The organism is Neobacillus sp. PS3-12 (assembly GCF_030915385.1).
GTDB lineage: Bacteria > Bacillota > Bacilli > Bacillales > Cytobacillaceae > JAEVLT01.
In genome coordinates this window covers 4,538,942-4,565,238 of record NZ_CP133268.1, presented here as the reverse complement: position 1 = coordinate 4,565,238, position 26,297 = coordinate 4,538,942, and the positions used below count along the sequence as shown (strand labels likewise).

Below are 26,297 nucleotides of genomic sequence, written 5' to 3'. Positions count from 1 at the left end.
CCTGTTTGTGGAAGATTACAAAAGCTTCTATTAGCTGGTTCGTAATATAAGTTTAACCAGTTTTTACTGGTTGAACTTTTTTTAATTGGTTTTATTATTGCGGTAGTCGGAGTAGAACGTAGCGCCCGTGGGACTTGATCCCGTCCGCAAAACTGTTCACTCCCTACTTGTATAAGCATGTTTCAGGCTGGTTGGGACAAAGATCCCGTTTAACAAGCGAACCTATGATAGTACAAGCAGTTCTAGGGACAACCGACTAATCTTAATTTCTAAGGAGGAGATGATCATGAATCCAGTAGTAGGTCTGGATGTTTCTAAAGGAGAAAGTCAGGTACAAGCATTCTTGGATAAGAGTCAACCTTTTCGTAAAAGTTTTAGTGTAAAGCATACTGTTGAGGGTTTTGAGTATTTATTAGGATTCTTAAAAGAGATTGAAAGAGTAACTGATGGTAAGCAACCTTCGGTTATCTTAGAATCAACAGGACACTACCACTCTCCTGTTATTCAATTTTTGGAGGAACAGCAATATGTTTATATTATTGTGAACCCCCTTATCTCTCATCGAGCACGGAGCACAAGTTTAAGAAAGGTAAAAACAGACGCTGTCGACGCCTATCATCTATGCGAACTATTCTATAAAGAAGAAGTTGAGCCGTATAAGAAAAGAGGGCTTCAACTTTTAAACCTTCGTAATCTTACAAGACAACAAGAGATAATTACGGGGATCTCTACACAAACCAAGGTACAACTTCTAACAGTGCTAGATCAGGTATTTCCTGAATTTAGAGGTGTATTTGGTGATTTATATTCAAAAGTATCTTTACAGACTCTTTCCTTATTTCCTACTTCTGAACATGTACTAAATACTACCGAATCTGTATTAACCGACAAGATTGTATCGTTATGTACTAGACGTTCTGAAAAGTGGGCAAAAGAAAAAGCACAAAAGCTTATTGAAGCAGCATTACGAAATCCATTTCAAAATAACTTGTATGAAAGTCATATTTTTAACCTAAAGATGTTAATTACCATCGTTCTTCAATATCAAGAGCATCTATCAAAACTAGAATCAGAAATAGATGCCCTCGCTAAAGAAATTGAAGAATATAAGATTATCCAGTCTATTCCTGGTATCGGAGAAAAGATTGCGGCAACAATCATTTCCGAAATAGGAGAAATAGATCGGTTTAATCACCCTAAAAAGTTAGTTGCCTTTGCGGGAATAGATCCTAGCGTTTACTCTTCCGGAAGATTTACAGCAACCAAAAATCGTATAACAAAGAGAGGATCTAGAAGGTTAAGGCAGGCATTATATATGGCTGTATACTGTGGAATTCGAGATGCCCGAAAACAGAAGACGAGTGATGCCGTTATTCCTCGAAATAAAAAATTAAGAGAGTTTTACGATAAAAAATGCGATGAGGGTAAACCCTATAGAGTAGCAATTATCGCTTGTGTTAATAAGCTTTTACACTTGATTTATGCGCTTTTAAAGAACAAAACCACTTTCCAGGAATTAGCTTAAAAACTATATTTAACATTACAAAACAAAACCTTCCAATTTTGTAGATGAGGAAGGTTATTTGGCATACTCGTTTTTAGTATATCATCTATATTTTAATTTTTTTATTGAAAAATGTTGACAACTATTAGCTGGTTTTGTGGAAGACTACTCTTATGGAAATCAATTAACCTTGTATAACACCTAGACAGTTTTGAATATTTCAAATTTATGAAGTAGTAAAAACTATGTCAAGTATGGTATATTTTATTGTCAGTAATCACCTAAGCTCAATATAAATCTCTTGAAACCTATCATCCTTCGACAGATTCCGAGGCGGGACAGTGGCACCAATTTGGCAAACCGGCAAATTTTACAATTTGTCCATACATCGTGCCTGACGCCAATATTGTTTATTTTCCTTCATCCAGTATGGCATCACATTTTACAATCATACAACTTAATTCTTTTAATAAATCTAATTCATAGTAATTATCCAGCTTGTTCCCTTCTCGATCTGTGAAAACGCGGATTTTAGGGCGCTGAGGTAAATGGTGATTATAGTCAACAACTACCCCTTTTTCCCCTGTATTAAGGGAAACAGTTACACCAATCGGATAAATCGCAACCGATTTCCGAAATGCGTCGATAATGTTTGGATCAAATCGCGTATAACATAAACCTTGAACAACCTCCATAGCTTCATGCGGCAACATCGCTCGTTTCCCCGATTTTGGATTTGTTAATTTATCAAAGAGATCAGCTACTGCGATAATTTTAGCAAATTGATGAATATCTTTTCCTTTTAGTCCTCTTGGAAACCCAGTACCATCTACATTTTCATGATGTTGATAGGCACAATGAGGAATAAGAAGATGCAGTTCCCGGTCTTTTCGAAGCATTTCAAATCCTTCTATTGTATGGTTACGATATTCCTTTTTATCTTCTTCTGTTAATTCTGTCTTAATCAGTAATTCCGGTCGCAGCTTGCTTCTTCCAATGTCATGAAACATGGCGCCTAAACCTAAAAGATACAAATCCTTATCAAAGATACTAAGATGCCGCCCAATCGTAACGGCATACATGCTGACATTAAGCGAGTGCTGAAGAATTTTGTTATTTTCCATCTGTAAATTACTTAGCAGATTAATAAGCGAAGGTTTCGCCTTTATATCTTTTAATAAACGTTCATATACACTTTTTAGTTCTCGGATGGCTTTCCCTCTTGAAATTTTCTTTATCCTTGAATTATCACCATCTGTCAGCGCTTTAAACACTTTACCTATATGCTGAGCTGTTTCCATTCGTAAAGGAACCGAGATTTCATCTTGCAGGATGACACCCTCCGTAATAGGGGACTCTACATAGATAAAGCCGACCTCTTTGCTTTTTAATTGTGTGATAATCTTATCTGTTAATCTAACTCCAGAATTTAATAAAATTTTATTTCTACCATCATAAATGGGCTTTGCTACTTTTAATCCTTCATGACAATCAAGGGTTGATATTAAACGCACTGTCAGTTCCTTCTTTCTTGCAAATACAGCTGATCATTATGATCGAGAGAGAAACATGTCCTTTTTTTAAAAGTCACCAGCACCTACTCAAACAAGCTTTTATCTGGTTTTTTTGGCAAAAATAGGTGTAGTCATAGCATCTGAAAAAACGTCCTTATATAACATTATATTTTCTTAATAGGCATTTAAAATAATGCTTTATACCTAAATATAGTCTTTTAAACCTACTTTTTGTTTCTGTTTCTAAGAAACACCAGGACTGTTCCGACGTTTTTCAATCGGAGGACTGTCCCATCAATGCTTCACTCCACATCAACAACCTCCTATGAAATATTTTCTATATTGATTGAATTGGATAACTAAATGTGAAATGTAAGAATAGAAAAAAGGGGGTGGATAAAAATGGATGAATGGATTTGGGGAGGTTCGGAATATTGGACATACCTGCTGCCAAAGAGAATTGGACAGCAACTGGCGCTGGAGATAAAGGAAAAGTGCATTTCACTGGGAACAGCAAAAATCGTTAAGCCGGTACCGCAATGAAGAATTGGCAAAAATGTGGGATGATTTTTATTCTTCAGAATCCACCTACCATGAGGAACGCAGAAATTTTTGTTTATAAAATTTGTCCTTCATGCAGTGAAATAAAAACAAATCATCTGGACGATTTTTCGACTCTGAAACCTCTGGAAACGATCTACTAATAAAAATCGAATTGGGTTCGGGACTTCTCCGCTCTGGTTCCGGCACCCAAATCAAGAAGGCAGTCAATAGGCTACCTTCTTTTCACTCATGTTTTCCGGAACAATCTGTCACGACAATCCAAATTTTACTTTATTGGGTCAGATCATTGAGGAATTAGGCTTTTGATCTTCCGTAAACGCGCCCGATTGTTGAAGATCATTGCTGAGCATTATTGAAGAAAATTCCCCATTTAGTGTAAGTACCAGTGCTTCACAATATTTTAATCAAAATTTTCCAAAGTGGGTTTAGTCTTAAATATTTCCTGACATTCTAAGAATTTTCCCATCCATCTCTGTTTTTATCTGCTTCATACCATATTTCTTGTAAAATGCAATTGTTTATTCGTTGGAGCAACATGAAGAAGGTATCCACTAATGTTATTGTTTTTAAAGAGTTGAATTCATTAATAATTACTATAATAATAATTGCTATAAATCCTCAGTTATCATATCTGAAACTTCTGTCAGATCGTCTTCGGTTATGTAAGCTGCCGGAATTTTATATGTCTCTCCATTAATATGGATAGTACAGCTAGGAATTCTCGACCTTTTATTAGTGGTTACCCTTCCACGTTCATCATTTACAAATGTAACTTCTTGCAAACTCGGAAGTTCATCAGGATCAAAATAATAAATTTCTTCATTTAAGCTTCGTTCATCTATTCCTTGAGGTATTTCCCCAAATTCTAATAATAAAACATCTTTATGTTTTTTCTTACCAACCTTTTTACAATAATCAAAAATACGTTTGATAAATTGCTCATTTAATCTATACGCCTTGTTACTACCTTCTTTTCCGAACCTGTCATGTCCTGATACAAAAAAGTCCCCTACACGTTTTGGTAACTCTTTATATCTTTTTAAATTTATATCACCAAGTTTTATATTCGATAATATGTCAAATAAGTTAAAATAAAACTCAAATAACGTATCATTCCCAAAACTGAAAGGTACAGGAAAAACATTATTATAAAATCCCTCAGAGTGTAATACAGTTTTTAAAGAACTATCATTATGCCAGATTATTCCTTCATCCAAAACTACTATCATATTTGGCCATAAATCAGGGTCTTTGTTTAATTCAAAGTCACGTAAATTTTTTGTTAATGAATCAAGGGAGTTATCCCCTAAACTATAAGCAAAAATAATTCCAAATGGTCGTGGCTTGCTATATGTCATTTGAATAAAAGCATTATGTTGAACAGCCTGTTCTATTGGAACCAAACTTTTAAATGCAGCAATATTTTCTAAACCTTCTATTAGCTTTTGCTTGGAAAGGCGCGATTTAACTTCTATTATGCCGTAAACAGCATCAGAAGGAAATATTTGAACTGACTCTTCAAATAATAATACTGGACAATTAAGCTTATCATAAATAACTAAATCTGATTGACGAGACGTATCACTATTAGGACCAATGATTTCACCAGATCCAACCCCGTATTTTTCTGGTAATCGTCCTTCTAATAAAAACCTTTTAATTGCGTCTTCTCTATATACACCGGTTGAACCCTGATGTTTTAACTGAGAGGATATATTAAAATCAGAGATTAATTTTTTAGATGCTAATCTGTAAAGTAATTTTACGTTCATTTTTTCTCACCTTATATTTTATTTTATGTCTATATTTTTTTCAGAAAAAAGGAGAACCCCCTTGCGATTCCCAAATGCCTTTCATGAATGTTTAGCTTCAGAAGAATTAAAATTTCTTCTGAAACTACTTGAATTCCGTTTCTTTTAAGTAGAGCAGTTGTAACTCCATTTCCAACAATTTTCTTACCTTTAAATTCACCATTATAAATCATTGAACTTCCACAGGAAGGGCTATACTCCTTAAGAATAACCACAGTTGCGTTAGCCTCTTGAGCTTTTCCTAAAGTAACATAAGCCCCTTTTATATACAGTACTGTTACGTCTCTACGAGGTTGGATGGACAACTTATTTTTTCGGGTGAATTTCCTCATCAATATAGGTAATAAGATCATCAAATGTCTGAATATCATCACGATTTGTCAACAAATGAATTAACCAGCGTGTCAGGTCATTCACGAGATGATGTAGCATCCAAGTAGCATAACGAACATCTTTTTTTTTCCTAAATTGACCGCGATGTGCCACTTCTTGATTACGAAGATTACCTAGATCATGGAGTAAACTGACCATCATTTCTCGGTTTTCTTCTACAGCGTCGATTTGTTTATCGATGGCCAGGTTTGACCACATTGATAAATGCCATAGAGTTCCAACGACTTTCGGGATAACATTTCTATATTCATGACTACCGTTTCCGAGTCTTTCAAGGGCGATCCATAGACACAAAAATTCACTCTCAGCACCATCCTGGGTTCTAGCCATACCTAGCCATTTCATTGCAACCAACAATGCATCAGCAAGTTTACCGGATTTCTCTGCAAGACCAGAAAACAAATCTCGAGATTGAGACAACCATTCTGTTGTCAATAGGCCATATAGTTGCTGACTATCTCTACGCTCGGCAATAAAAAAACTACCAGACTGCAAGGGTAGACGAGATGATTTTAGAAGGGACCAATAGTAAAAATAACTTGTTTCCCACCTAAAACCTGTGTCTGCGACACGTAACATTGTTTGAGTATCTCCCAGCTCCCTTAATGCTTCTTCACACGCACGGTGCAACGTTTTTCCATATCTTGATACAACTACGTAGGCGTCACCCACATGTGCAGATGGACGCGGTCCAATTCCCCCAGAGTTAGTTAACTTTTCGGCTATTTCTTTAGAGATACCAACTATTTTTGAATACTGCCCCATTGATTCCTCGGAACCTGCCTCTAATTGATGATTTTCCAAAGGAAACCAAAATTCATATAATTCCGTTGGCTCATTACGTACAACTTTAATTATGGAAGCAAGCCGTTGACGTATTTCCTCCTTCATGCTCTCAAGAAATACCACAATTGTCTGTTGTTCCACCTTATGACCCACGACAGAGGATAGAATGACCAAAGGAGTATCCCAATCAATAAGAATTTCATTGTCTCCCCACATGGGATTTTTTAATAATGAAAACTTGATCCAACCGGGTTGTTCCACACCTTCCCACTGAATGTTATTGACCAAGCACATCTCACGAAGCACTGATTCAATTTTATTTAGAAAGGATAAGTTGTATGATCCTGTTTTAACTTCCCTTGATATAATTGACTGATTTGAATCCAAGGTAGCCTGTACGTTGTCAATGTTCAATATTCGTGCATAGGTAATCCAAAGTTTAGTCCAAAACCTGTCCATGACATCCGGAGACAAGTCGCTAGGAAATTGAGCACTCCAATAATCGAAGTACAGATTACGAATAAATACTGAAAAATGAGCGTCCCATTCATCCCAATCTCCTAGACCAACTTTCGGAATACAACTCACGTATTTACGCCAACTATGACCCCAAGGTGTTATTACGTCGTCTTTCATCATAAACCACTCTGACCAGAACCGAATACCATTCCAAAGAAATCCATTATCATATTCAAGGCACAAAGAATCAGTTTTACTACTAATAAGCCCTGAAGAAACAGGATCTTGTTTTTTATTACAAGCAAGAGTCTGGTCTATTAACCAACGTAATACAATATTTCCAAACAAACGATATGACGTTTCATAATATGGTCGCCCTAATAGCATGAAAATCCTCCATCTAAATAATCCTATGTATTAGTTTGAATGCAATCCTTCGCAAATTCTAATATAAGTCTAGCATGAAAATACAAAATATACAGTAATATGCAAATTTGCGTTAACGGAATTTCTGTTCGTTTCGTTGAAATACAAAAAAACACTTAAACCCACTAATATCAAGAGGTTCAAGCGTTTTAAGTTCATCGTTAACCATGTTTAATTTTATATTTTACGTGAATTACAGTTATATTTAAAACTCTTCCTCCCTCTTTTATAAAATCGAGTGACACAAAAAGCTGAATATTTTACCCATTGGAATATGATCTTATGATGATGAGTTACTACCATACATATTCCTCTATATTCATACTGTCCAATTGTCCAAAGCTACAAAAAGTTTGCTTTTGTCGCAACTGTTTGTGGCAGTTTTTATTGTTGATCTACTGCTGAAAAATGCTGAAGAATCCGGGTTATTTATATGGCCATATCATTTTCGATTTAACCACTTCTAAATACTGTTATTGTTATCTTCATCAAAAGCGCCCGATTGTTGAAAAGTGTATTAAGCCAATAAAATTGAATGTAAATTATAGATTTACATGGAAATACCTGCAAATGAACAAAACCAATTAATCGAACTTTATTTTAAATGAACATTAATAATGTATTGGAGTTAATTAGTTTAAGCTTTTTTCCTGCTCTTGAATTGCCTCCGTTATTTCTTCAAACATAGTTAAAAGTCCCTCTACCATCGGAATAATTTTTTCTTCACTAAGATCGTTATCAGGATGGGCATCTAGATATGCATCTTGTATATTAACATAATCGAAGGACTGCAAGATTCTATCTCTTATGTTAAATTCTATTAGGCTAAAATATTCACTACCTAATAATACATCCGCAAGCTTTTTATAAGTGCTAAATACTTCCTTCGCTAAGTCAATAAGATTATTTTGTTCGTCGTCAAAAGGATTCTCGATAAGTTCATATTTATGTTGATAAAGAAAATAAAAATAGGACAAAGTATTTCGGATTACATAGAGTTCTCTAAGATGTTCATGTGAAATTTTTTTCTTTAATCCCAATTCAAGTGACATTCCTAGATAACTGATAGATGCACTTTGAATTTTTACTGGAATCTTCTTTTTTATTTTCTTCATTAAAGTCGTCATGTTCTTATTGCCCCCTATAGTTTAAGTCCATTGTTTCACAAACTCGTTTTTGAAGCTAAATGAGATACTATATCATAATATAAGAAAAATGTGCATTAAATTAATCATACATTATTCTCATTTTATTCAGTCGAATAAATTGGAATTTGTCTCTTTATTGCAATCTCGCTGAAAGATTTGAATTTATTATATTATCGATCCATAAAATGTCATTTAATAATGTTAATTTTCAGTTAAAAATTTAGGTATATACCCACACAACAGCTTCCATTTATCAGGATCATCTTCTCTTGTAGAATCTAATTGTAATTGTTCTATCAAAAACTCATCGTTTTTTACAATTTTTGTTTTCCATTTTTTATTTTCATCGAATAAGTCAATGGTTTGTATTGGATCTAATTCACATCCACTTTCAAAAAATTGCCATCTGATACAATCAGTTAGTATTACTTTACGATTTGCCTCTAAATGAAAGCTCACCTCATTTCTGGTATGCTTCTTGTATTCTTCAATTTTTTTATCATAAATAGGGTCTAAAACAGGGGATTTAATTTCAATGGCCGCAAGATAATTAATTTCCTTATTATTTTTATTAGCATAGTTCCAATTATCTGCTATTAACAAATCTGGCGGTGCAGCAGCTTTTTCTTGTGATGAGTAATTAAAAGTATCATGTATTTCACTATTTCTGTTCTTATATTGCATCGAAACATCAACAATCGATATACCTTCAGTGTTAATAAATAATCTTTCTAAAAATGGAACAACAACACGATTCTGAAAGTTAATCTCCCTACAATCATTTTTCATATATTTGTTAACTAATTCTTTGTAGTAATCATAGGAGAACTCATTATTTATACAAATAATTTTATTTTCCCAATTTTCATTCGATAATTTAGTCATAACGTCTCCTCAACAAATTACTATTTGTCTGTGTATTATTCTTCGCATTTTTTTCTAATGTGCATCACCTTGATTTTTTGCATAACTTTTTTATTAGAACATTAATACGTCTAATCTCATTTTACAGTAAATGCTCATTCCTTTTGTGATTTCTTATTGAACAAACGGTGCCTTAGCTTAATAAGAAAAATGCATCTCCGCTTATTTAGAAATATACCAGTAGGCACCCGAATCATTTGAATCTGTAGCGGAAAATAAGACAACCCAACGAGATTCGTCGAGTTGTTTGTTGTTTACCATCCATCACATAACGCCATTCTTGTCATGATATGAATTCCCTCTAAAAAATACGATAGTTCTTTCAAAGCTTCTGCAACACCTTGTAAACGGCTATGGGTTTTTCGATGAGCTTCTACGAAGTTGTCATTTTCATCTAAAATAAGAAGAGTAAATTCCTTTTCTGGTTTATTTGCTTGTATTTTTTTCATTAATGATTGTTCATCCATCACCCGTTCTACTCCATATTTATGCTTATCCATATTTGTATTTTTGGTAACGGGATAACGGAAATAGGTGCTGTCAAAATCATAATTCCGAATCAGATTCACATATTTCTCATTTTCTGGCTTCTCTATATTCCAACCACCTTTAGGTGCTTTTTGTTCTAGCAATGGTTTGTGCTGTGTAACCAGACTTATAAAATAGGAATACAATGTATAAATATCATGGGTTTTCGTTAGTTCGGTCCATTGTTTTTTTTTCTTATTGTAGACATAAGGGGTAGTGGTATCAAACGGTACCTCTCCATTTTTGTAAGGAAGTTGTAGCTTTTTATGTAAAATGATGATTAGCGATTTCAAATACAGTTCAATGGAATGACGGTATAGATAAAGGGTAGGAAGTTCATCCGATTGTATTCCTGACTTATAATCTTCAGCTTGATCTAAAAAATTTGCAGCCTCTCTGAATTTCCCAGCCGTTACGCCAAGACCAAAATCCAGATGGGTAGAAATATCCGTAAATATGTAATTCATTTTTCCTCTCCTTTTCCCATGTTGCAACAAATGATATATCAATTAAAAGTGATACAAATAAAAGCAAATACAGGGATCATGACATATCCATCGAGCTAAAAAGAAAAGCATCCCAAAATGTGAAATCCGAGTCTTTAGGGCTGATATGTTGCTTAAGGACTTTCAATCAGTAAACTGGAACGTTATTTAAACAAGAAATAATGACCGCCACAGCCATCATTATGTTGTTTCCAATCGGAACATACATTGTGAACTCAAGCACCCGTGTTATTTAGAGTCATTCTCCTTAATCATTGCTGCCGATCCTACTTATCAGTTGATATCGTTCATGAATGCAATTTGCTTTTACTTCGTTTATAAGTTCGTCTATTTCTCCTGAGAATTTAACTTTATATATCCCATCACCTAGTAAGATTTGTAATCCTATATCACAGGTTGAACTTACATATTTTGAATGACTGGAGATTTCATTAAGAATGGTGAACATCTTTTCAAAAAGTGCATTTATATCACCATTAAACTGATATTCCCATCCATGTCTATTCCACAAATCTCTTATTTTATCCTCATCTTCTATGTAATCAATTGGATAAAGGGTAAATATCTGATTATCTCTTAAACTTCCCATTCCTTCTTGTCCTATATGCTCCGAAGAAAGAACACCGATGCGAAACTTTATAGAGTTGATTTCTTCATCAAAACCTATCCAAGAAGCCACTACAGCACTACTATTTAAATCCTCCTCCGAATAAAAGGGATTTAAAGAAAAAGAAGTAGATACTTTATTATAAACATCCATAATGTCCTGAACACTTGAAATCACTGTATTTGCCAGTGATTCTTTAAGTTGATCTAAATAACCAGCTGCTCCGGCACCAGCTGCCCAACCCATTTCGGGGAGATTAACCAATTTTTCATACTCATCGGTGTATCCTGCTTCAGCGTATTTACCGTAAGATACTCTTTTATTAGAAATAATCAAAGATAAGTAATCAGTGGTATAACATAAAACTGCCGTCATATCAAACCATCCTTTATTTAAAGAAATAATATTCTTTCTCCTTTCGGTTGTCCACCCGCTATTAACTGCAAATAAGCATTAAAAACATCTGAAGGGACGGGAAACATTAAAAACTGCAGCAAATAGGTATTAATTCAACAACACACAATTATTCTCCTTTTTTAATTAACGGTTACTTCAATAAGAAAATAGCATTACCGTTGTTCCAGTAATGCACCTGTTAGTTAAATATCATCTTTTCTTTTCAATATGAATGGTTGGAGGGTGGTCGTTTATCACTTCTAATATCTCATCTTCAGTGACAAATAAATAATGTTCCACATTACTTGCTATGGTTTCGTACCGATTGAGGTGTTGTTCATTAAACCATTTTATGTAATCTGAGTTCTTTACTTTGAATAATGACCACACATAGTTTGAAAACTTTTTATCTCTTAACTCCCCATATGAATCCCTAAATCTTAGCATCATCTGTTCATTAGTGCTTTGAAATGACATAACAAAATTGAAACTAAATCTTATTAATCTTTCGTCAGCACATAGGGTAATACTGAACCCAGTTTCATTCCACTCATATTTTTCTAATTCAAGCAACTTTAGTGGTATCTCACTCTTTGGGTTCCACACAACCAATTCATTTTTAACGGTCATAACAATCACCTTTAAAAGTATTATTAACGATAATTATACCTCGACTGCATCTTTAACTGCCAGTTAGCACAATAAGGAAAAGTTGCTGCAACGACAACCCTGTTATTCAACTCTTGCTACCCGTTAGCTTAATAAGCATCCGTCCATTTAATAAAGCCTTCTTCCCATCCACTAATTTTATCAATCTCGTATTTACCTATATGAAAGCATTCCTTGGGATGGTCTTCAAACCCAGGTAGTGTCATATATTTTTCAATCACTTCTTCCGCCTTTTCTTTTGTTGAAAAGACACCAATCATTTTTATCTCATCAAACATTTCGCCTTCATATTCATACTCGTAACTGTGTTCTAAAACATATACATACCGCACAGAAACACTTCCCCTATTTATTCGAATATTAATTGTGAAACAAAAGCACTCCGTTAATTGAATATGGAGTAGCCTATTATGAACGACATTTATCTGAAATTATCTAAATAAAAATGAAGCCACTTTAACCCAACGATAGATGGTCTCGAACAATTACCCGAGAATTCCACTTGTTCATTTTCATATAACAGAGGACCGACAATATCTATATCGTGTCCTAATTGATTAACCAAAAGAAGAACTTCGAATATTGCCTTTTCTGGTTCCTCTACCTGAAACGAAGAATCACAATAAACTTCAAAGAGTGAATTGTCTTTCCAATATTGTTCTAATGAACTAATTTTTAGGTTACCAGTAACCTTTTCAATTCTTGTTAATACATTTTGAGCATTATCTTTAGTTTTTGCGTTTATGTAAAACCGCCAACCAATGGTCTCGAACATTATCAGCTCTCCTTGTATTCAAATCGTTATCTCTCCAGCTTCGTTCAATAGGTGTATGATTTCGCTGTTTTTTCTTATTTCTCCTTCTTGCACTAATCTGTATCGTTAGCTTAAGAAGCAGCTGACCTAACTGAACAAACGCCACGTTCGTTCAATAAGGAATATTTAATTAATATACCTTTGTAGGATTTCAGCCTCATTCTTTATCCTTTAAATTAAATCGTCTTCATTCAACATAAAAGATTGATCATCATAATTTAGCCTATCAATCATTTCACTAATTTCAAACCAAGCAAACAAGTCATCTGCATTATCTAATTCCGTAGCAGCAATTTGAAAAATCATATCAGCTAAATCGAATATTACTGTATGCTCATAAGCTTTTTTAATTTTATTTGCTAAAAAGCCTATATATACCCTTGCACATATATCAAAGGTTGGTTCGTTTATTGCCAACTCATCTATTGCTCTTTTAAAATACATTTCCACTTCAAATAGATTATCATCGAACGAAAATGAAGAGATAATATTTAAGGATGGTGATGATACATTTTTCTCTAATTGACTATAAGACCAATTTACATAATCCTCAGTTGTAATTGTTCCCTTTTGAATTTTATAAAATAAAACATTTATTTCCACTTTATCCCCCCATAAAAAGGTATTTTCGTTGAACCTTATAAATAATCCTTCTTACACAAACCTGCCTATTACTAATTAAAGACCAAGAAAAATGGACTGCTCAAAAACAGTCCAGGTTGTTGCGTTTTCGCGCCCGATTGCGGAGTATCGGTAAAATAAAAATTAATGTTTACCCTTTATTAGGTATAAAAGCTGAGTGGTCTTGGATCATCAGCCAAATTGGGCACTCTACGATATATCACGTAGGATGCCTTGCTTTATTTTATGTGTTAGCCCTCAGATAAACTTGAAAAGTAACTATTTTACTCCTTTTAAATATGTTCAGTTAATAATTTCGCCCTTGTTTTTGGCTAAATTTTCGCGCCATTCACGTCGCTCCGTAGTTGTCAGTTTCGCCCACTCTGTTTCTTCACCAATAATTCTTAAAGGTTCTTTTGAGCGATAAGATCGTGTTAAGTTACCCGGAAACTTTTTGTCAGTAACATTTGGGTCGTTTTCAAATTCACCTGTTGGTTCTATTATATAAACGCGTTCTCTTCCTTCTCCTTTTGCTAATGCTGCTGCAAGTCCTGCGCCATTAGCATTAGCAGTGAAATAAATATGGTTCATTTTAAGCTCAGGTTTGTAATTTGAATCTCCACCCGCTGTCAGTAAATCACCAACCTGCAAATCTGCCTTTGTCCCATGATAAAATGGTCCTTCATCAGAAGGTGCACCCTCATATGAATTTGACAATTCATAATTTCTTTTTGCATTATCAGAATCACACAACTCCTCATAGCATTTGGCAATGTTTAAATATAATGTTGAGTATGCACTCTTAACATTTTTATCATTTATATTTAGTGCACACTGTAAAGATGTTTCCATCCATTTCAATTTGTCTGTAATACTCTTTTGTTGACGAGCCAAATGATAAGCTGCAATAAACCTTTCATAGTCGTCTTTTGCTTCGTGCCAAGCTTGATGAAACATCGTGGTTGCACCTTCAACGTTTCCGCCATCTTCCATGTTCATCCCACTCATACAGAGTTTAATAACGACGTTGTTTTGATCAAATTTTATATTCATCTAATCTTACCTCCAAATTAATGAAATCACATTTTGAACTACATTTCTTCATTATTTAAAAGCCCATGCTTTTCCTGTGATATTCTAAAAAAATAAATTTATTCCGCTAACTGGCCCAAGAAATAAATACGTTATTCCCCGAAAGCGCCCGATTGCGGAATAGTGGGAAATGTGGTAGAACTGCAAAAATGCACTCTGATTTTTTTACTAAAGCCACCCGTTACCTTAAGATAACTTTTGGAGAAATTTTATCATTTTTGTTTAACAAATCTTCAACAGGGATTTGGATAGGTGTTCTATACGAACGTAGATGCATTTCTGCTATTGATGATACTCTTGGTTTTAATGTTACAAATTCCTTTGTAACGTTAATAGATGAAACTAAGTAAAAAATATCTTCATACATTTTAAGAGTAGTAAGTATTTTTTTCTTGCTAACACCTTTGGTTTTATCTGTGTATTCAATATTTGAAGTAGAAGCATTGTTTAAGGGTCTAATCTGATAGCTAATAATAACCACTTTATATTTTGTTGTTTCCTTTACCTTATGTAAAATTTCTAATTCTGTTTTATAACGTAATATCATTTCCTCGACTTCCTTTACAACAGAAAAGTCAAGTCCATCTCTCTCACAAAGGACACGTAAAACATCCTTAGTCAATTCAATAATAAATAAGTGTTTTTCATCTTGATTTAAATTACGTCTTCTTGAGTTAAAATTTCCACACACCCCTCATTTAAGGATTCGATTAAATTGATGTATATATGGTCATATTCACCTGTTTTAAAATCCAACTCACGTAGTTTTCTAGCGTATCTTTCACCAATTGCATTTAGTGAACGGTCAAATTTATATTGTTCAGTTCCATAATACCTAATATCAATGATTGTTTTGTTTTTCATATTTAGCTCCTTCACTAATTTAAATCCATTCTATTTTAATTCTCTTGATTAATAAAAATATCCTTTTTAGGAAGGAGCCTTATTACACTAAACTGACACGTTTACTTCAACAAGAAAAATGACCGTCGAAGCGATCATTGCAGGTAATCGAACTCTAACTCTTGCCCCCATTCATTTAAATAGAGAAACTTAATTTACCATTCTCTCCACTCTTCAGTAATGTCGTCCTCGGATTCCAACCCAGCTATCTTTGCAGCAGTATCAATAAACTGATACAAGTCTTCTCTCTCCATCGTTTCGATAAAATAATCGTATTTTTCATTTAAGTCATTTATTCGAATGACCACTTCCTTAACTGCTTTCATTATTTCTTCTTCGGAAGAATTAGCCCCTAGTTTCACTAAGTTGTCAATGTAGGCGTTAAGAACTTCATTTATTTCATTTATATTTTTTTTAGTAAAAAATTCATCATCCTCACCATTCTCTACCCATTGGTTTGTTGGTTTGTTTTTTTTCAATTCATCTAAGTTCATAATATCCTTCCGAACTAACTGCTCAATTTTTTCATCTTCTGCTATCTCCAGTTTCTTACCCTTTTCCCATTCACTAAAATTATTAATGACATCTTTAAGATCGTTTCGGAAAATGTTCTGTGGTTCACCACATTTATTGCATTCGAATATGACTAGTTCACCTAATCCTTTTATTCTCTCTGTTTTAAGAAAAATAAAGTCTGTTATTTCACTACACCGAACACAATAGTTTCTAATAGATGTCGGAATTTTTTTCATTTTTGCTTCCCCTTATTAGCCTTTTCCACTATAAATTTTCTTGAATTCCTAATAATTTCGTCTGTTTAAATTAAAAATCCTTCTTCAAATATCGAGTGCTTTAATTGAATAATAAAAAATCCGGCAATGAGCCGGATCTCCCAGTAACGCGCCCTTTTCTGGAATACCTAAGATGTTGCCCCAGCCCTAAAATCGATTAATTTGTTCTACTGCTAACGCCCCTGTTAGTTTAAGTGAAAATATCCACAATGTTACTAAAGAAGAATTAATTAATTGATTTATAAAAATAAGGTCCGCAATCACCTTCGTGTGTTTTTACATACGTCCAATTAAAATCCCCATCAACAACTATATACATCAATTTCGTTCTGTAAATAATCAGCCTTTAATTTATCAGCATTATTTAGTTTGTAAGCATTGTTACTTTGTTGATAAAAAACATAACAAACCTTCTTTTTCTGCTTATTAAATGCATCATTTGCTTCTTTATTCTCTAAGCATTTTATCTTCTCATAACTAAATACGTGCCATAAAAATTGGTCAATAAATATAGATTTCTCTTCAAATGTACTCATTTTGCCAACAAACTTATTAATCCATTTTAAACGCAATTCTGTACCTTTGTTATGTTGTGTAACAACAATTCCATTATCTTCTAATAGTGTAATTAAACCCACCCAATTTCCCCCTATAAATTACCACGATAAAACACTATTCCACATCATTTTATAAATTCCCTGCTAAAGGTTTATTGAAGTAACCTGACCCTTTACTTGAATAAAGAAAAAGCTTTACTCCATATTGAAGTAAAGCGCCCGATTGCTGAATATTGAAAAATACCAAAGAGCTGTAAAACCTTCCTAAGTAATTCATTAAAGCCACCAATAGTTAAAGAAGAAAGTGGGTGACGCTTTCTTAAAAAACACCACCCTTTATAAGATATCAATTTGTACCAAAAGTTTTTCCTATGGTGTATTCTGATTTAAAAGCTTTTGAAAAGTTATTAATAACTTCATTGTATTTTTTACTTAAGATTTTAAGATATTTTGAAAAATCCGCTGGGATAATATTAGGGTTGTCTTGGATGTATTGAAATAATTTCTTACTCATTTCCAATAGTTCGTTATATCCTTCTTGATTTTGTGCTTTATCCATTTTCCCCTTAATAACTTCTTTTTCTTCTTCTGAAATATTATCTGAGAAGGATGAAATGTTATTGGATATTCGTTGAATCTGGGCATCAAAATTATCGATTCCTTCTTTTGAAATTTGTTCATAAAACTTATTTAAAATGGAATTAATTTCATCTGGAAATTCCACAATTTCAGTTGAGTCAAGAGTGTTTACAAGTTGTAACCAAGCCATTTCCTTTTCCTTTGAATCAATTGGTTCATCTAAGAATGTTCCATACATTATCGCCATTAATTTACCAAATCCTGACGGGAAAATTCTTTCAAGTTCCTTCTTCATAAAGTTTTTAGATGCTTTTGCATTCAAGACTAAATAGTGATTTAACTTATCAAGGTTTTTCGATAGTGAAACATTGTTACTTCCATTTTGGGTTAACATTGATTTAATAATATTTTCTGTATTGTTTAGGACATCTATTTTTTCCTTAATTTTTTCTAATTGGTCCTCCATAATATCATTAAATGCTAACGGATTATCAAAGATACCTTTAATTTGATCCAGTGAAATATCAAGTAGCCTAAGAGCTTTAATTTGTTTCAACCTTTGGATGTCCGACTCTGAATAGTTGCGATATGAATTCTCACCCTCTTGAGTTGGACTAATCAACCCCAACTCTTCATAATAATAAATCGCCTTTCTAGTAAGCCCTGTTTCTTTCATTGCATCACTAATTTTCATTATTTCCACCTCCTATTCATACAGTAATTTATACTCTTGGGGGAAAGTCAAATAATTTCTAAAAATACTTTCGCTTTATTCAACTAACCCCTTAAAGTGGAAAATGAGCGCTTACCCTTGTTCAGTTCAAGGATAGCGCCCGATTGTTTAGGTTTGGTCTGTGTCATAACTTATAAAATTACGACAACATAAAGAAAGCGATACTCAATCCTAGTATCGCTTCCATGTGATTTATTCATATTTAATTTTAAGTGTGTCCACTTTATATCCTTTAGCAAGAGCATGGAAAATAAATTGTGATTTTTGCCGTGAGGTTTTTGCCAAAAATAATGTACCTTCCTTACCATTTACCTCAATATAATCTGCCAGGTAACCCCTTTTTACGGAGATATACCATATGTCATTTTGATTTAAGATGGTGGTTTCATTTGGTTTTTTCTTCGCTTCGTCCCATTGAGTTTTCAATTCCTTTGGTATTTCATTATCAATGTTACCAGTCTCTAAAATCGGTCCTTTTTTGATTAAAGACTTGTCGAATTTCTTATAAGCATCTAATGATTTTGGAACAAAATCATTACGATCAATAGGCACATTTATCTCAAGTTTTGTTGGGTATAAATAATCATTGACCTTGCCAGACGCATCGTAGGTTTCGTATTTGACGAGTATTCCCGTATCTTTATCTACCCAGAACCTGAAGGACTTGTTGACTATTTTGTTTATTTTCCCTTTAATAACCAGCATGTTATGACCTAACAATTCTTCGTTTTGTTTTTCTATTTCCCAGGTATCTAAATTCCTTGTATAATTTGACGCAATTTCATAAGGGAATAAAGAACTCATTGCCTGGCCAATAGGAGGGCGTTCACGATAGTTTGTTACATCGGTCTGTGGAAATGCATCTTGAATTTTTAAGGTCCCTTGCTTTTCACCCGTTAAATATCCTGCTTCAGTATACGTTGCAGTCTCCGGATTTAAATCCCACATCTCGCCATCCCTATAATAATTATATCTCAATGTTTCCTTTCCATTTACAACCCCGGTTGTTTTACTATAACCGCCTGCATTATAATTATTTTTCAAACTAAGTTCGTAATCAATGATCGAATAGCTAATTGGACCATCAATATTTCCATAATGTATTTTAAATTCCCCTTTGGCAGTTTTAAAATAATCGACAGTATTAAGCATTTTCGTAAGAACTTCTTCTTTTGTCATAACTTTAAAACTTTCTTTTTGTATTGGGGGGATATACACAGTTTGCTCTTTTTTGTTTTCATTCTTTGAAACTTTTTCTGTTGTTTGTTTTATTTGCTTACCATTGGACCCATCTGCATGTGCATTTAGCAGGGTCAAAGATGAAACGGCAAGAACCGTAATGAAACCGAGAGCAGACCAACGATACGATTTTTTCTGGAAAGTTTTAATCATAAAGATCCTCCTCTTTAATGTGCCTTTATTTCTGCTCAAATTGGCCAAACTTGGTACCTGATAAAAATTTGAGTAATGTTCTAAGAGGTTGATAATCGTTAGTCCATAAGGGATTTTTTCCTCATCATCCAAGTAAGAAAGAGCGTACGCATCACATGCAAGTTCCTGGTCCTCCCTCATGCAAAAGTAAGCTAACCAAAGAATGGGGTTAAACCAATTTAGGATTAACAAACAATACATTAGCCAATTAAATGCTACATCTTTTCGTTTGACATGGGCTAATTCATGGTAAAATATATGTCGCAGTTGGGAATCCGTAAGCTGATTTATTAACTGCTTAGAGAGTAAAACCCTTGGTCGTAAAAATCCAAGTACTGTTGGGCTTGATAATTTATCAAATGAGAGAATTGTGATCATCTTTCGAATAGACATAGCTTTTTTACAGTTCTCAAACATCTCTACAATTCTTTTATCTGTAATCATTGGTTGTTTTTTTATTAGGCTGTATAACCTCCTGTTTTCACGGTATGAAATGAAACTGATAACCAAAATTCCCGTTAACCAAATGTATAAAGCAATAGTATTTAAAGAAATTGGTTTGTTATGTTTGTTCTGTTGATTCGGTTGTTTCTTATTCCGCACCACTTCTGAATTGATTGTATTTGGGTTAGTCTCCTTAATTGTATGAGGTATGTTGGATATTTCTTTTTGATCTTGCTTAGAGGCCAAATTGTCGGGTATATTTGTCGGTTCCTGATTAAGTTTGTTATTAATAGAGTTATCAGGTTTATATTGAACAGAAATAGTGTTTACGTGCCCATTTGAAAGGATTGAATAAATACTATAAGAACTTCCTGGTGCCCAGGGAAGCAGCAGTCTTACAATTAAAATCATCCAAAGAAGGTAATGCCACCTTGGGGTTAGCCTGTTTCTCAAAAGGATTTTAACAGCTAGGATGAGCACCACCAGGATACTTGCCATAATGGTTGTATTTATTACCCAGTTAAAAAAGCGAGGTAGATAGTATCCAAAAATTTCACTCATTTTTGTTATCCTTCCTCTGTTTTTCATCACTCTTTTCATCCAGAATTAGTTTGAGTTCTTTAATATCTTCTGATGACAGCTTCTCTTCCTTCAAAAAATTCACAAGTAACGGTTTTAGGGATGCACCATAAAAACGCTTAAGAAAAGATTTAGTCTCTACTTGTAAAAAATGCTCTTGCGAAACCACAGGATAATACTCGTATAAACGTCCTTTACCTTGATGAAAAGACACAGCTTCTTTCTGAACTAATCTGTTAATAAGCGTTCGAATAGTTTTTGGTTTCCAATCCATTTTTGACTCCAGCTTTTCAATGATTTCATTGGCTGTTTGAGGTGCCTTTTCCCAAAGAACTTTCATAATTTCCAATTCTGCTTCAGATATTTTAGGTAAATCATTTGTCATTTAAGGAAATCCTCCAATATTACATTTGTAATCTTATAGACAATATTACAAATGTAATCTCAGTTTGTCAACCATATTTTGGTATCATAAATACAAAATTTTTTAATTCAATAAAAACTGCATTTTAAACTCTTATCCCATTAAATGACCCTAAACATAAAGAAAGAGCACAATTCATGCAGAATCGCACCCGTTAGTTGAACAAAACCCATTAAATCCACTTAGCAAACCAAGCAACATAATATGCCGCAGGGATAAACAGTAGTTGAGCCGCAATTGTCCCTAATAATTTAGAACTAATCATAGTCAAAGAGTAACTTTTCAAGTAAATATAATCTGTTTGATTTTTCATTACTCTATCAGCTAACACGGAAGCCTTAGGGTCAATAAACAATGTCAATAAAATTGTTGCTATACCATTTATTATCCCAGATGACATTAATGCTGCTTGTGAATACTTTGGAACTAGCATTGATGCGTATATAGAAGAAAGAACCCCAATAGTAAATACAGCAGAAATGATAACATTAATTACAAAGAGCCTTTTTGGAATTGTATTAAAGGTAATACCCTTCAGATATGTTAATCTTGGTAGTCTGAAGCACATAAAAAACTTTTTAAAGCTTATTCGGTTACAATGCTTAATAAATAGTGCAATGACTGAGCCACGTTGATTTGATAATTGAATAATGGCTCGTGAAAAGATATTTATGAATGTCGGAAAAAGAAGTATTCCAAACAATACTCCAAAAGTTGTTACCCAAATCAAAATTCTATACTGTCCCTCTATGTAGTTTAATGGGTTAGATTTTTCGGGTACCTCTGCAATAAGTTTTGCTGTTAGAGGTTGTTGTATCATAGTGGAAAACCTTGAAACAATTACTAATGTACCAAACAAAGATAATGCAGTTGCAATTAATTTTACCCTTACTCCTGAAATCCTTGTTGAATAAGCTAATGTCTCAATCATTGTGATTATAAATAAAAATAGAGATATTATTATGACCTTACCTGTAATTAGCTCCATAAAAAATCTCCTTTAAAAAATTTATTATAGCTGTATTATAAACTAAATCTATTGTTTTGGAATTATTTAGAATATAGCACAGCTATAATTATTTTAATCATTTCGTATTAAATTAACCTGTCCGTTAGTTTGAGTGAAACTCTTCACAATATCTTCCTTCTTACCAATTTTTCTTTAAAAGTGATGTTCCGCAATATGGCCCTAAAATTGCAAAATGAGCGCCAATCCTCAAGAATGGCGCCCGATTGTTGAAGATTGGTCTTTTTCAACATTATGTACTAAACATACTATATTCAAACTAATAGATAAGGTATAAAATTAATTTATGCTAATTTATATTCGATAGAGGGGAAACCATAATGAGTTGCGAAGAACTAAAGGAAAAACAGCCTGATGAGTTAGAACAATTATCTTTCCTCGAAGGAACTACCGCTGATTTTGCAGACAAGGGTTACGACGTGAAGGAAGCGTCCATTATTCTGGATAACATGAAAGCCAAATTAGAAACAAAAAAGCCTGGTGATAACATTGGATTGAACGAATCATTAAACCAGGTAAGAACAACTCTCCACAACGCTCCGATAAGGTTTGAATTTTCATGTTCATATAAACCTTACATTATCATATTGTATGAGTTAGCTTTTCTTGGTTTTTGGATTTGGTTAGGAGCTATCCATTTAAGCGGACTTAACACATCGATGCAGGTAGAAAAATGGACGTGGATGCAAACCATTTACTTGTGTGCTATTGCGGGATCCATAGGAGCAATTTCCTTTACTTTACACGGAATATATACTCATATGATCCATCGTAGTATGGACCCTACCTTTACCTCCTGGTACCTTATCCGTCCCATTGTTGGTGTAGTAATGGGTTCATTTATTGGACTGGTAACTACGGTTATTCTGAACGGAATAAACGCAACTGGAGATACGGCAAAAATATTCACTTTTGCTGCCGCATTCCTTGCAGGAGCAAACGAAAGATTTGCTGCTGAGATGATCAGCCGTTTCACATCAAAAATAATGGGTGTCGGTGACAAATCCGAACATCAAAATAAATAAATAATTTAGCCGACGGTAACAAGATTGTGAGATTTTAACTATCTTCTACGTTAGGGCAATAAATAAACTTTTGCTGCATCCGGACATTTAAATGGCCTTAAAATGGAAAATAAGCGCTCATCCTTATTATAAAAAAGCGCCCGTTTGTGGAATAGCATTACTTAATCTTTATTCACCAAAGAACTCATTTGTAATAAGGTAAACCAAAATCCTGGTTGACCTTTTTCTGTATGGTCTTAAGATAACAACTGCCCCTCGGTAGAACATTACACACACAGGAATTGATCATTGATCCCATTAGCTAAACTAGGCTGAAAGAATCACAATTGAAATGCCATAATTTTATTCGGAACTACTCAAGATACTATCTTCCTGAAATTCGGTTTTGTCTAAGATAAATTCAGTTCATATAATATCAAATTTAATACCTTGGCATATTCAATTCAAGGTATTGCTAATAAATCTTGTTATATTGTAAAATAAAAATGACACTAATGTCATTTTTATTTCTTAGGTGGTGTTTATTATTTCTCCAAAAGTTAATGAAGAATATCGGAAAAAGAAAGTTCGCCATATTTTGAATGCTGCTTCAAAGGTTTTTGTAAAAAAGGGATACACCGCAACAACAATGCAAGATGTAATAGAGGAAGCTAACATTAGTCGTGGAGGATTGTATATATACTTTTCTAGCACTGAAGAAATGTTAAAAGAATTAATAAAGGAATTTGATCAAGCAATTATTAAATGGCTTTTAAAACCCCAAAACGATTCAGGCAGTAGCGTATGGGAGACAATCGAAATTTTTCTTAAACAGCTTGTGCAAGGTTTGGATTCTATTGCAGAAAGCATTTTCCCGGCTACTTTAGAATTTTATATTTCTGGATGGTGGGAAAAAACAAAGCATGACTATGAGGTAAATCGTTACACAATGGTATCTGAAACGTTTCAAATGCTTTTTAAAAAAGGTGTTGAAATAGGAGAATTTAAACCTATCATTTCAATAGAAGTAATTACAGACACACTAATGACCCTTATTAATGGTATTTCGTTAGGTGCAATGGTTTTAGGCCCTGCTACTATTTGTTCATCTGAACAAGTATCCACATTTCGTTCGTACCTCTTATGGGCCTTACAAGTGGATATAGAGAAGGAAGGTAATTTAAGATGAAAAAATCAATTATTATAATTGGATCAGGCATCGCAGGACTATCCGCCGGCTGTTATGGCCAGATGAATGGATTTAAAACAAAAATTTTCGAAATGCATAATCTTCCAGGCGGTCTGTGCACATCCTGGAAACGTAAGGGTTATACTTTTGACGGCTGCCTTCACTGGTTAGTTGGTTCTGGGGAAGCATCTCCGTTTTATAAGATATGGCAGGAATTAGGTGCAACCCAAATGGAGGTGATTGACTATAGTGAATTCACCCGTATAGAAGGTCCAGAAAATAAAACAATGATCGTCTATACAAATATCGATAAATTTGAAAGTCATTTAAAAGAATTAGCTCCTGAAGATGAGTCTGTCATTTGTGAATTAGCAGATGCTGTCCGTGAACTTTGTCTTTTCAAGCAGCCTTTAAAAAAAGCAAAAGAACTGTATAACCTCCTTGATGAAGCTTCCCTACTTCTGAAGATTTTACCACATGCAAAAATTTTTAGTAAATATCGGAATGTTAAAGTAATTGATTTTGTAAAACAATTTCAAAATGACTTTCTAAAGGATGCATTTTCAAGGATTTTCACACCTGAATTTCCTATGCTGGCCTTATTATTCACCTTAGCAGGGTTAAACAATAAAAGTTCTGGCTTTCCAAAGGGAGGTTCTCTTGCGTTTGCAAAGACATTGGAACGTCATTACATTGAACTCGGAGGTACTGTACAATATAAGTCCAGGGTAGACAAAATACTTATTAAAAACGGTAAAGCTGAAGGAATTAGGCTGATAGATGGAACTGAGTATATGGCAGATATTGTAATCTCAGCTGCTGACGGTTATGCAACCATTTTTAAAATGCTTGAAGGAAATTACATTAATAAACAGATTAAAGATTATTATGATCATTTACCAATCTTTGAACCTTTAATTCAAGTATCGCTGGGTATTCACCGTGATTTATCAGATATACCACATAATATTAGACATTGGCTTAATCAGCCTATATCCATTGCCGGAAAAGAATTAAATAGTATGACTGTTAGACATTACTGTTTTGATTCATCATTAGCTCCTGCTGGAAAATCAGTCGTAATCACCAATTTTCAGTCTGATTATGCTTATTGGGAAAAATTTAAAGAGGATAGAGAAGCTTATGAAGCTGAAAAAAAGAAAATTGCTGATACATATATTAATGAGATCAATAAAATATATCCGGGTCTTAAAGAGGACATCGAAGTTATTGATGTAGCAACTCCACTTACCTACAAACGTTATACTGATAATTGGCAAGGTTCATTTGAGGGTTGGTTAATTACAACCAAGACTCTTGGAATGTCTATGAACAAAACTCTACCAGGTTTGGAAAACTTCTTTATGATTGGGCAATGGGTAGAACCTGGAGGAGGGGTTCCTACAGCAGCATTGTCAGGTAGAGATGTTATTCAAATAATTTGTAAAAAAGAAAACAAATAGTTATTTAAAAACCTTTTGGGAGCACATTTTAAACATAATGCGCGCCAATTTTTTTTGGTCTGGTTAACCGAATCAACCCATTATTGTATTTAATGATCCCTTTGTTTTACTCAAAATCCACACATTTTCTTCACCCCTAGTAATTTTCTTTAAATATGTTATGCAACAATCTGGCCCGATTGCTGAATTAGAAAAAATCCTGTACTAAACAGGATTTTTTTATCAAACTTTTTTACAAATCATCAATATTATTTTAAAATTATCGAACTTTATTCTAAAGCAACACCATCCAAGGAGCTTTAGGAAACCTTTCCCTTGACCCCTAACAACTTTCCAGCATTTTATTTTTTGTTTGAAATGTTTTTAAATAAAAAACATCATTTGTATAGATTCCATTTATTCTAGTTCTTC

At 33.7% G+C, this 26,297-nt stretch carries 27 protein-coding genes; 5 read left to right on the top strand and 22 right to left on the bottom strand.

What is annotated here, in order from left to right:
• Positions 1 to 286: 286 nt before the first annotated feature.
• A complete protein-coding gene (locus RCG17_RS23020) occupies positions 287 to 1,525 on the top strand; it encodes an IS110 family RNA-guided transposase (protein ID WP_308172366.1) in 1,239 nt (412 codons plus the stop codon).
• Positions 1,526 to 1,914: 389 nt separating this feature from the next.
• On the opposite strand, the gene RCG17_RS23015 is transcribed toward RCG17_RS23020, so the two are convergent.
• Positions 1,915 to 3,018: an HD-GYP domain-containing protein gene (locus RCG17_RS23015; protein ID WP_308172365.1), complete on the bottom strand. Its 1,104-nt coding sequence runs from the start codon at positions 3,016 to 3,018 to the stop codon at positions 1,915 to 1,917.
• A 402-nt stretch (positions 3,019 to 3,420) separates the two neighbouring features.
• On the opposite strand from RCG17_RS23015, the gene RCG17_RS23010 reads away from it, so the two are divergent.
• The gene (locus RCG17_RS23010) at positions 3,421 to 3,561 is read left to right on the top strand and encodes a hypothetical protein (protein WP_308172364.1); all 141 of its coding nucleotides are present in this window, start codon (positions 3,421 to 3,423) and stop codon (positions 3,559 to 3,561) included.
• Positions 3,562 to 4,190: 629 nt separating this feature from the next.
• On the opposite strand, the gene RCG17_RS23005 is transcribed toward RCG17_RS23010, so the two are convergent.
• The 21 genes from RCG17_RS23005 to RCG17_RS22905 form a co-directional block, all read right to left on the bottom strand.
• Positions 4,191 to 5,354 carry a DUF6602 domain-containing protein gene (locus RCG17_RS23005; protein WP_308172363.1) on the bottom strand — a complete coding sequence of 388 codons (1,164 nt, stop codon included), beginning with the start codon at positions 5,352 to 5,354 and terminating at the stop codon, positions 4,191 to 4,193.
• A 29-nt stretch (positions 5,355 to 5,383) separates the two neighbouring features.
• Positions 5,384 to 5,725, bottom strand: coding sequence for a 2-thiouracil desulfurase family protein (locus RCG17_RS23000; protein ID WP_308175927.1), 342 nt, complete (start codon positions 5,723 to 5,725; stop codon positions 5,384 to 5,386).
• Positions 5,700 to 7,418, bottom strand: coding sequence for a hypothetical protein (locus RCG17_RS22995; RefSeq protein WP_308172362.1), 1,719 nt, complete (start codon positions 7,416 to 7,418; stop codon positions 5,700 to 5,702). The genes RCG17_RS23000 and RCG17_RS22995 overlap by 26 nt, the downstream gene beginning before the upstream one ends.
• A gap of 671 nt (positions 7,419 to 8,089) precedes the next feature.
• Positions 8,090 to 8,584 (bottom strand): hypothetical protein, encoded by a 495-nt coding sequence (locus RCG17_RS22990; RefSeq protein ID WP_308172361.1) that lies wholly within the window; start codon positions 8,582 to 8,584, stop codon positions 8,090 to 8,092.
• 222 nt (positions 8,585 to 8,806) lie between these two features.
• Entirely contained in the window at positions 8,807 to 9,490 is a 684-nt protein-coding gene (locus tag RCG17_RS22985) for a hypothetical protein (RefSeq protein WP_308172360.1), read from the bottom strand.
• A gap of 293 nt (positions 9,491 to 9,783) precedes the next feature.
• Complete coding sequence (locus RCG17_RS22980) at positions 9,784 to 10,524, bottom strand: hypothetical protein (RefSeq protein WP_308172359.1); 741 nt, start codon at positions 10,522 to 10,524, stop codon at positions 9,784 to 9,786.
• Between the two features lie 286 nt (positions 10,525 to 10,810).
• Entirely contained in the window at positions 10,811 to 11,545 is a 735-nt protein-coding gene (locus RCG17_RS22975) for a hypothetical protein (protein ID WP_308172358.1), read from the bottom strand.
• A 231-nt stretch (positions 11,546 to 11,776) separates the two neighbouring features.
• Positions 11,777 to 12,196 (bottom strand): hypothetical protein, encoded by a 420-nt coding sequence (locus RCG17_RS22970; RefSeq protein ID WP_308172357.1) that lies wholly within the window; start codon positions 12,194 to 12,196, stop codon positions 11,777 to 11,779.
• Between the two features lie 128 nt (positions 12,197 to 12,324).
• A complete protein-coding gene (locus tag RCG17_RS22965; protein WP_308172356.1) occupies positions 12,325 to 12,567 on the bottom strand; it encodes a DUF7336 domain-containing protein in 243 nt (80 codons plus the stop codon).
• An 89-nt stretch (positions 12,568 to 12,656) separates the two neighbouring features.
• Entirely contained in the window at positions 12,657 to 13,010 is a 354-nt protein-coding gene (locus tag RCG17_RS22960; RefSeq protein ID WP_308172355.1) for a hypothetical protein, read from the bottom strand.
• A 210-nt stretch (positions 13,011 to 13,220) separates the two neighbouring features.
• Positions 13,221 to 13,652: a hypothetical protein gene (locus RCG17_RS22955; RefSeq protein ID WP_308172354.1), complete on the bottom strand. Its 432-nt coding sequence runs from the start codon at positions 13,650 to 13,652 to the stop codon at positions 13,221 to 13,223.
• A 321-nt stretch (positions 13,653 to 13,973) separates the two neighbouring features.
• The gene (gene arr / locus RCG17_RS22950; protein WP_308175926.1) at positions 13,974 to 14,387 is read right to left on the bottom strand and encodes an NAD(+)--rifampin ADP-ribosyltransferase; all 414 of its coding nucleotides are present in this window, start codon (positions 14,385 to 14,387) and stop codon (positions 13,974 to 13,976) included.
• A gap of 556 nt (positions 14,388 to 14,943) precedes the next feature.
• Positions 14,944 to 15,309 carry a hypothetical protein gene (locus RCG17_RS22945; protein ID WP_308172353.1) on the bottom strand — a complete coding sequence of 122 codons (366 nt, stop codon included), beginning with the start codon at positions 15,307 to 15,309 and terminating at the stop codon, positions 14,944 to 14,946.
• 107 nt (positions 15,310 to 15,416) lie between these two features.
• Positions 15,417 to 15,641: a hypothetical protein gene (locus tag RCG17_RS22940; protein WP_308172352.1), complete on the bottom strand. Its 225-nt coding sequence runs from the start codon at positions 15,639 to 15,641 to the stop codon at positions 15,417 to 15,419.
• Positions 15,642 to 15,820: 179 nt separating this feature from the next.
• A complete protein-coding gene (locus RCG17_RS22935; protein ID WP_308175925.1) occupies positions 15,821 to 16,159 on the bottom strand; it encodes a hypothetical protein in 339 nt (112 codons plus the stop codon).
• A gap of 523 nt (positions 16,160 to 16,682) precedes the next feature.
• Positions 16,683 to 16,775, bottom strand: a complete 93-nt coding sequence (locus tag RCG17_RS22930) for a DUF4275 family protein (RefSeq protein WP_308172351.1) — start codon at positions 16,773 to 16,775, stop codon at positions 16,683 to 16,685.
• Positions 16,759 to 17,094 carry a DUF4275 family protein gene (locus tag RCG17_RS22925; protein ID WP_308172350.1) on the bottom strand — a complete coding sequence of 112 codons (336 nt, stop codon included), beginning with the start codon at positions 17,092 to 17,094 and terminating at the stop codon, positions 16,759 to 16,761. The genes RCG17_RS22930 and RCG17_RS22925 overlap by 17 nt, the downstream gene beginning before the upstream one ends.
• A gap of 265 nt (positions 17,095 to 17,359) precedes the next feature.
• Positions 17,360 to 18,286 (bottom strand): helix-turn-helix domain-containing protein, encoded by a 927-nt coding sequence (locus RCG17_RS22920; protein ID WP_308172349.1) that lies wholly within the window; start codon positions 18,284 to 18,286, stop codon positions 17,360 to 17,362.
• Positions 18,287 to 18,517: 231 nt separating this feature from the next.
• The gene (locus tag RCG17_RS22915; RefSeq protein WP_308172348.1) at positions 18,518 to 20,761 is read right to left on the bottom strand and encodes a M56 family metallopeptidase; all 2,244 of its coding nucleotides are present in this window, start codon (positions 20,759 to 20,761) and stop codon (positions 18,518 to 18,520) included.
• Complete coding sequence (locus RCG17_RS22910; protein ID WP_308172347.1) at positions 20,754 to 21,164, bottom strand: BlaI/MecI/CopY family transcriptional regulator; 411 nt, start codon at positions 21,162 to 21,164, stop codon at positions 20,754 to 20,756. Before RCG17_RS22910 ends, RCG17_RS22915 begins: the two co-directional genes overlap by 8 nt.
• A 211-nt stretch (positions 21,165 to 21,375) precedes the next feature.
• On the bottom strand, positions 21,376 to 22,191 hold the full coding sequence (locus tag RCG17_RS22905) for a lipid II flippase Amj family protein (RefSeq protein ID WP_308172346.1): 816 nt from the start codon (positions 22,189 to 22,191) through the stop codon (positions 21,376 to 21,378).
• Positions 22,192 to 22,550: 359 nt separating this feature from the next.
• On the opposite strand from RCG17_RS22905, the gene RCG17_RS22900 reads away from it, so the two are divergent.
• The 3 genes from RCG17_RS22900 (at position 22,551) to RCG17_RS22890 (ending at position 25,886) form a co-directional block, all read left to right on the top strand.
• Positions 22,551 to 23,255, top strand: coding sequence for a hypothetical protein (locus tag RCG17_RS22900; RefSeq protein WP_308172345.1), 705 nt, complete (start codon positions 22,551 to 22,553; stop codon positions 23,253 to 23,255).
• A gap of 517 nt (positions 23,256 to 23,772) precedes the next feature.
• Complete coding sequence (locus tag RCG17_RS22895) at positions 23,773 to 24,423, top strand: TetR/AcrR family transcriptional regulator (protein ID WP_308172344.1); 651 nt, start codon at positions 23,773 to 23,775, stop codon at positions 24,421 to 24,423.
• Positions 24,420 to 25,886: a phytoene desaturase family protein gene (locus RCG17_RS22890; protein WP_308172343.1), complete on the top strand. Its 1,467-nt coding sequence runs from the start codon at positions 24,420 to 24,422 to the stop codon at positions 25,884 to 25,886. Before RCG17_RS22895 ends, RCG17_RS22890 begins: the two co-directional genes overlap by 4 nt.
• Positions 25,887 to 26,297 lie beyond the last annotated feature (411 nt).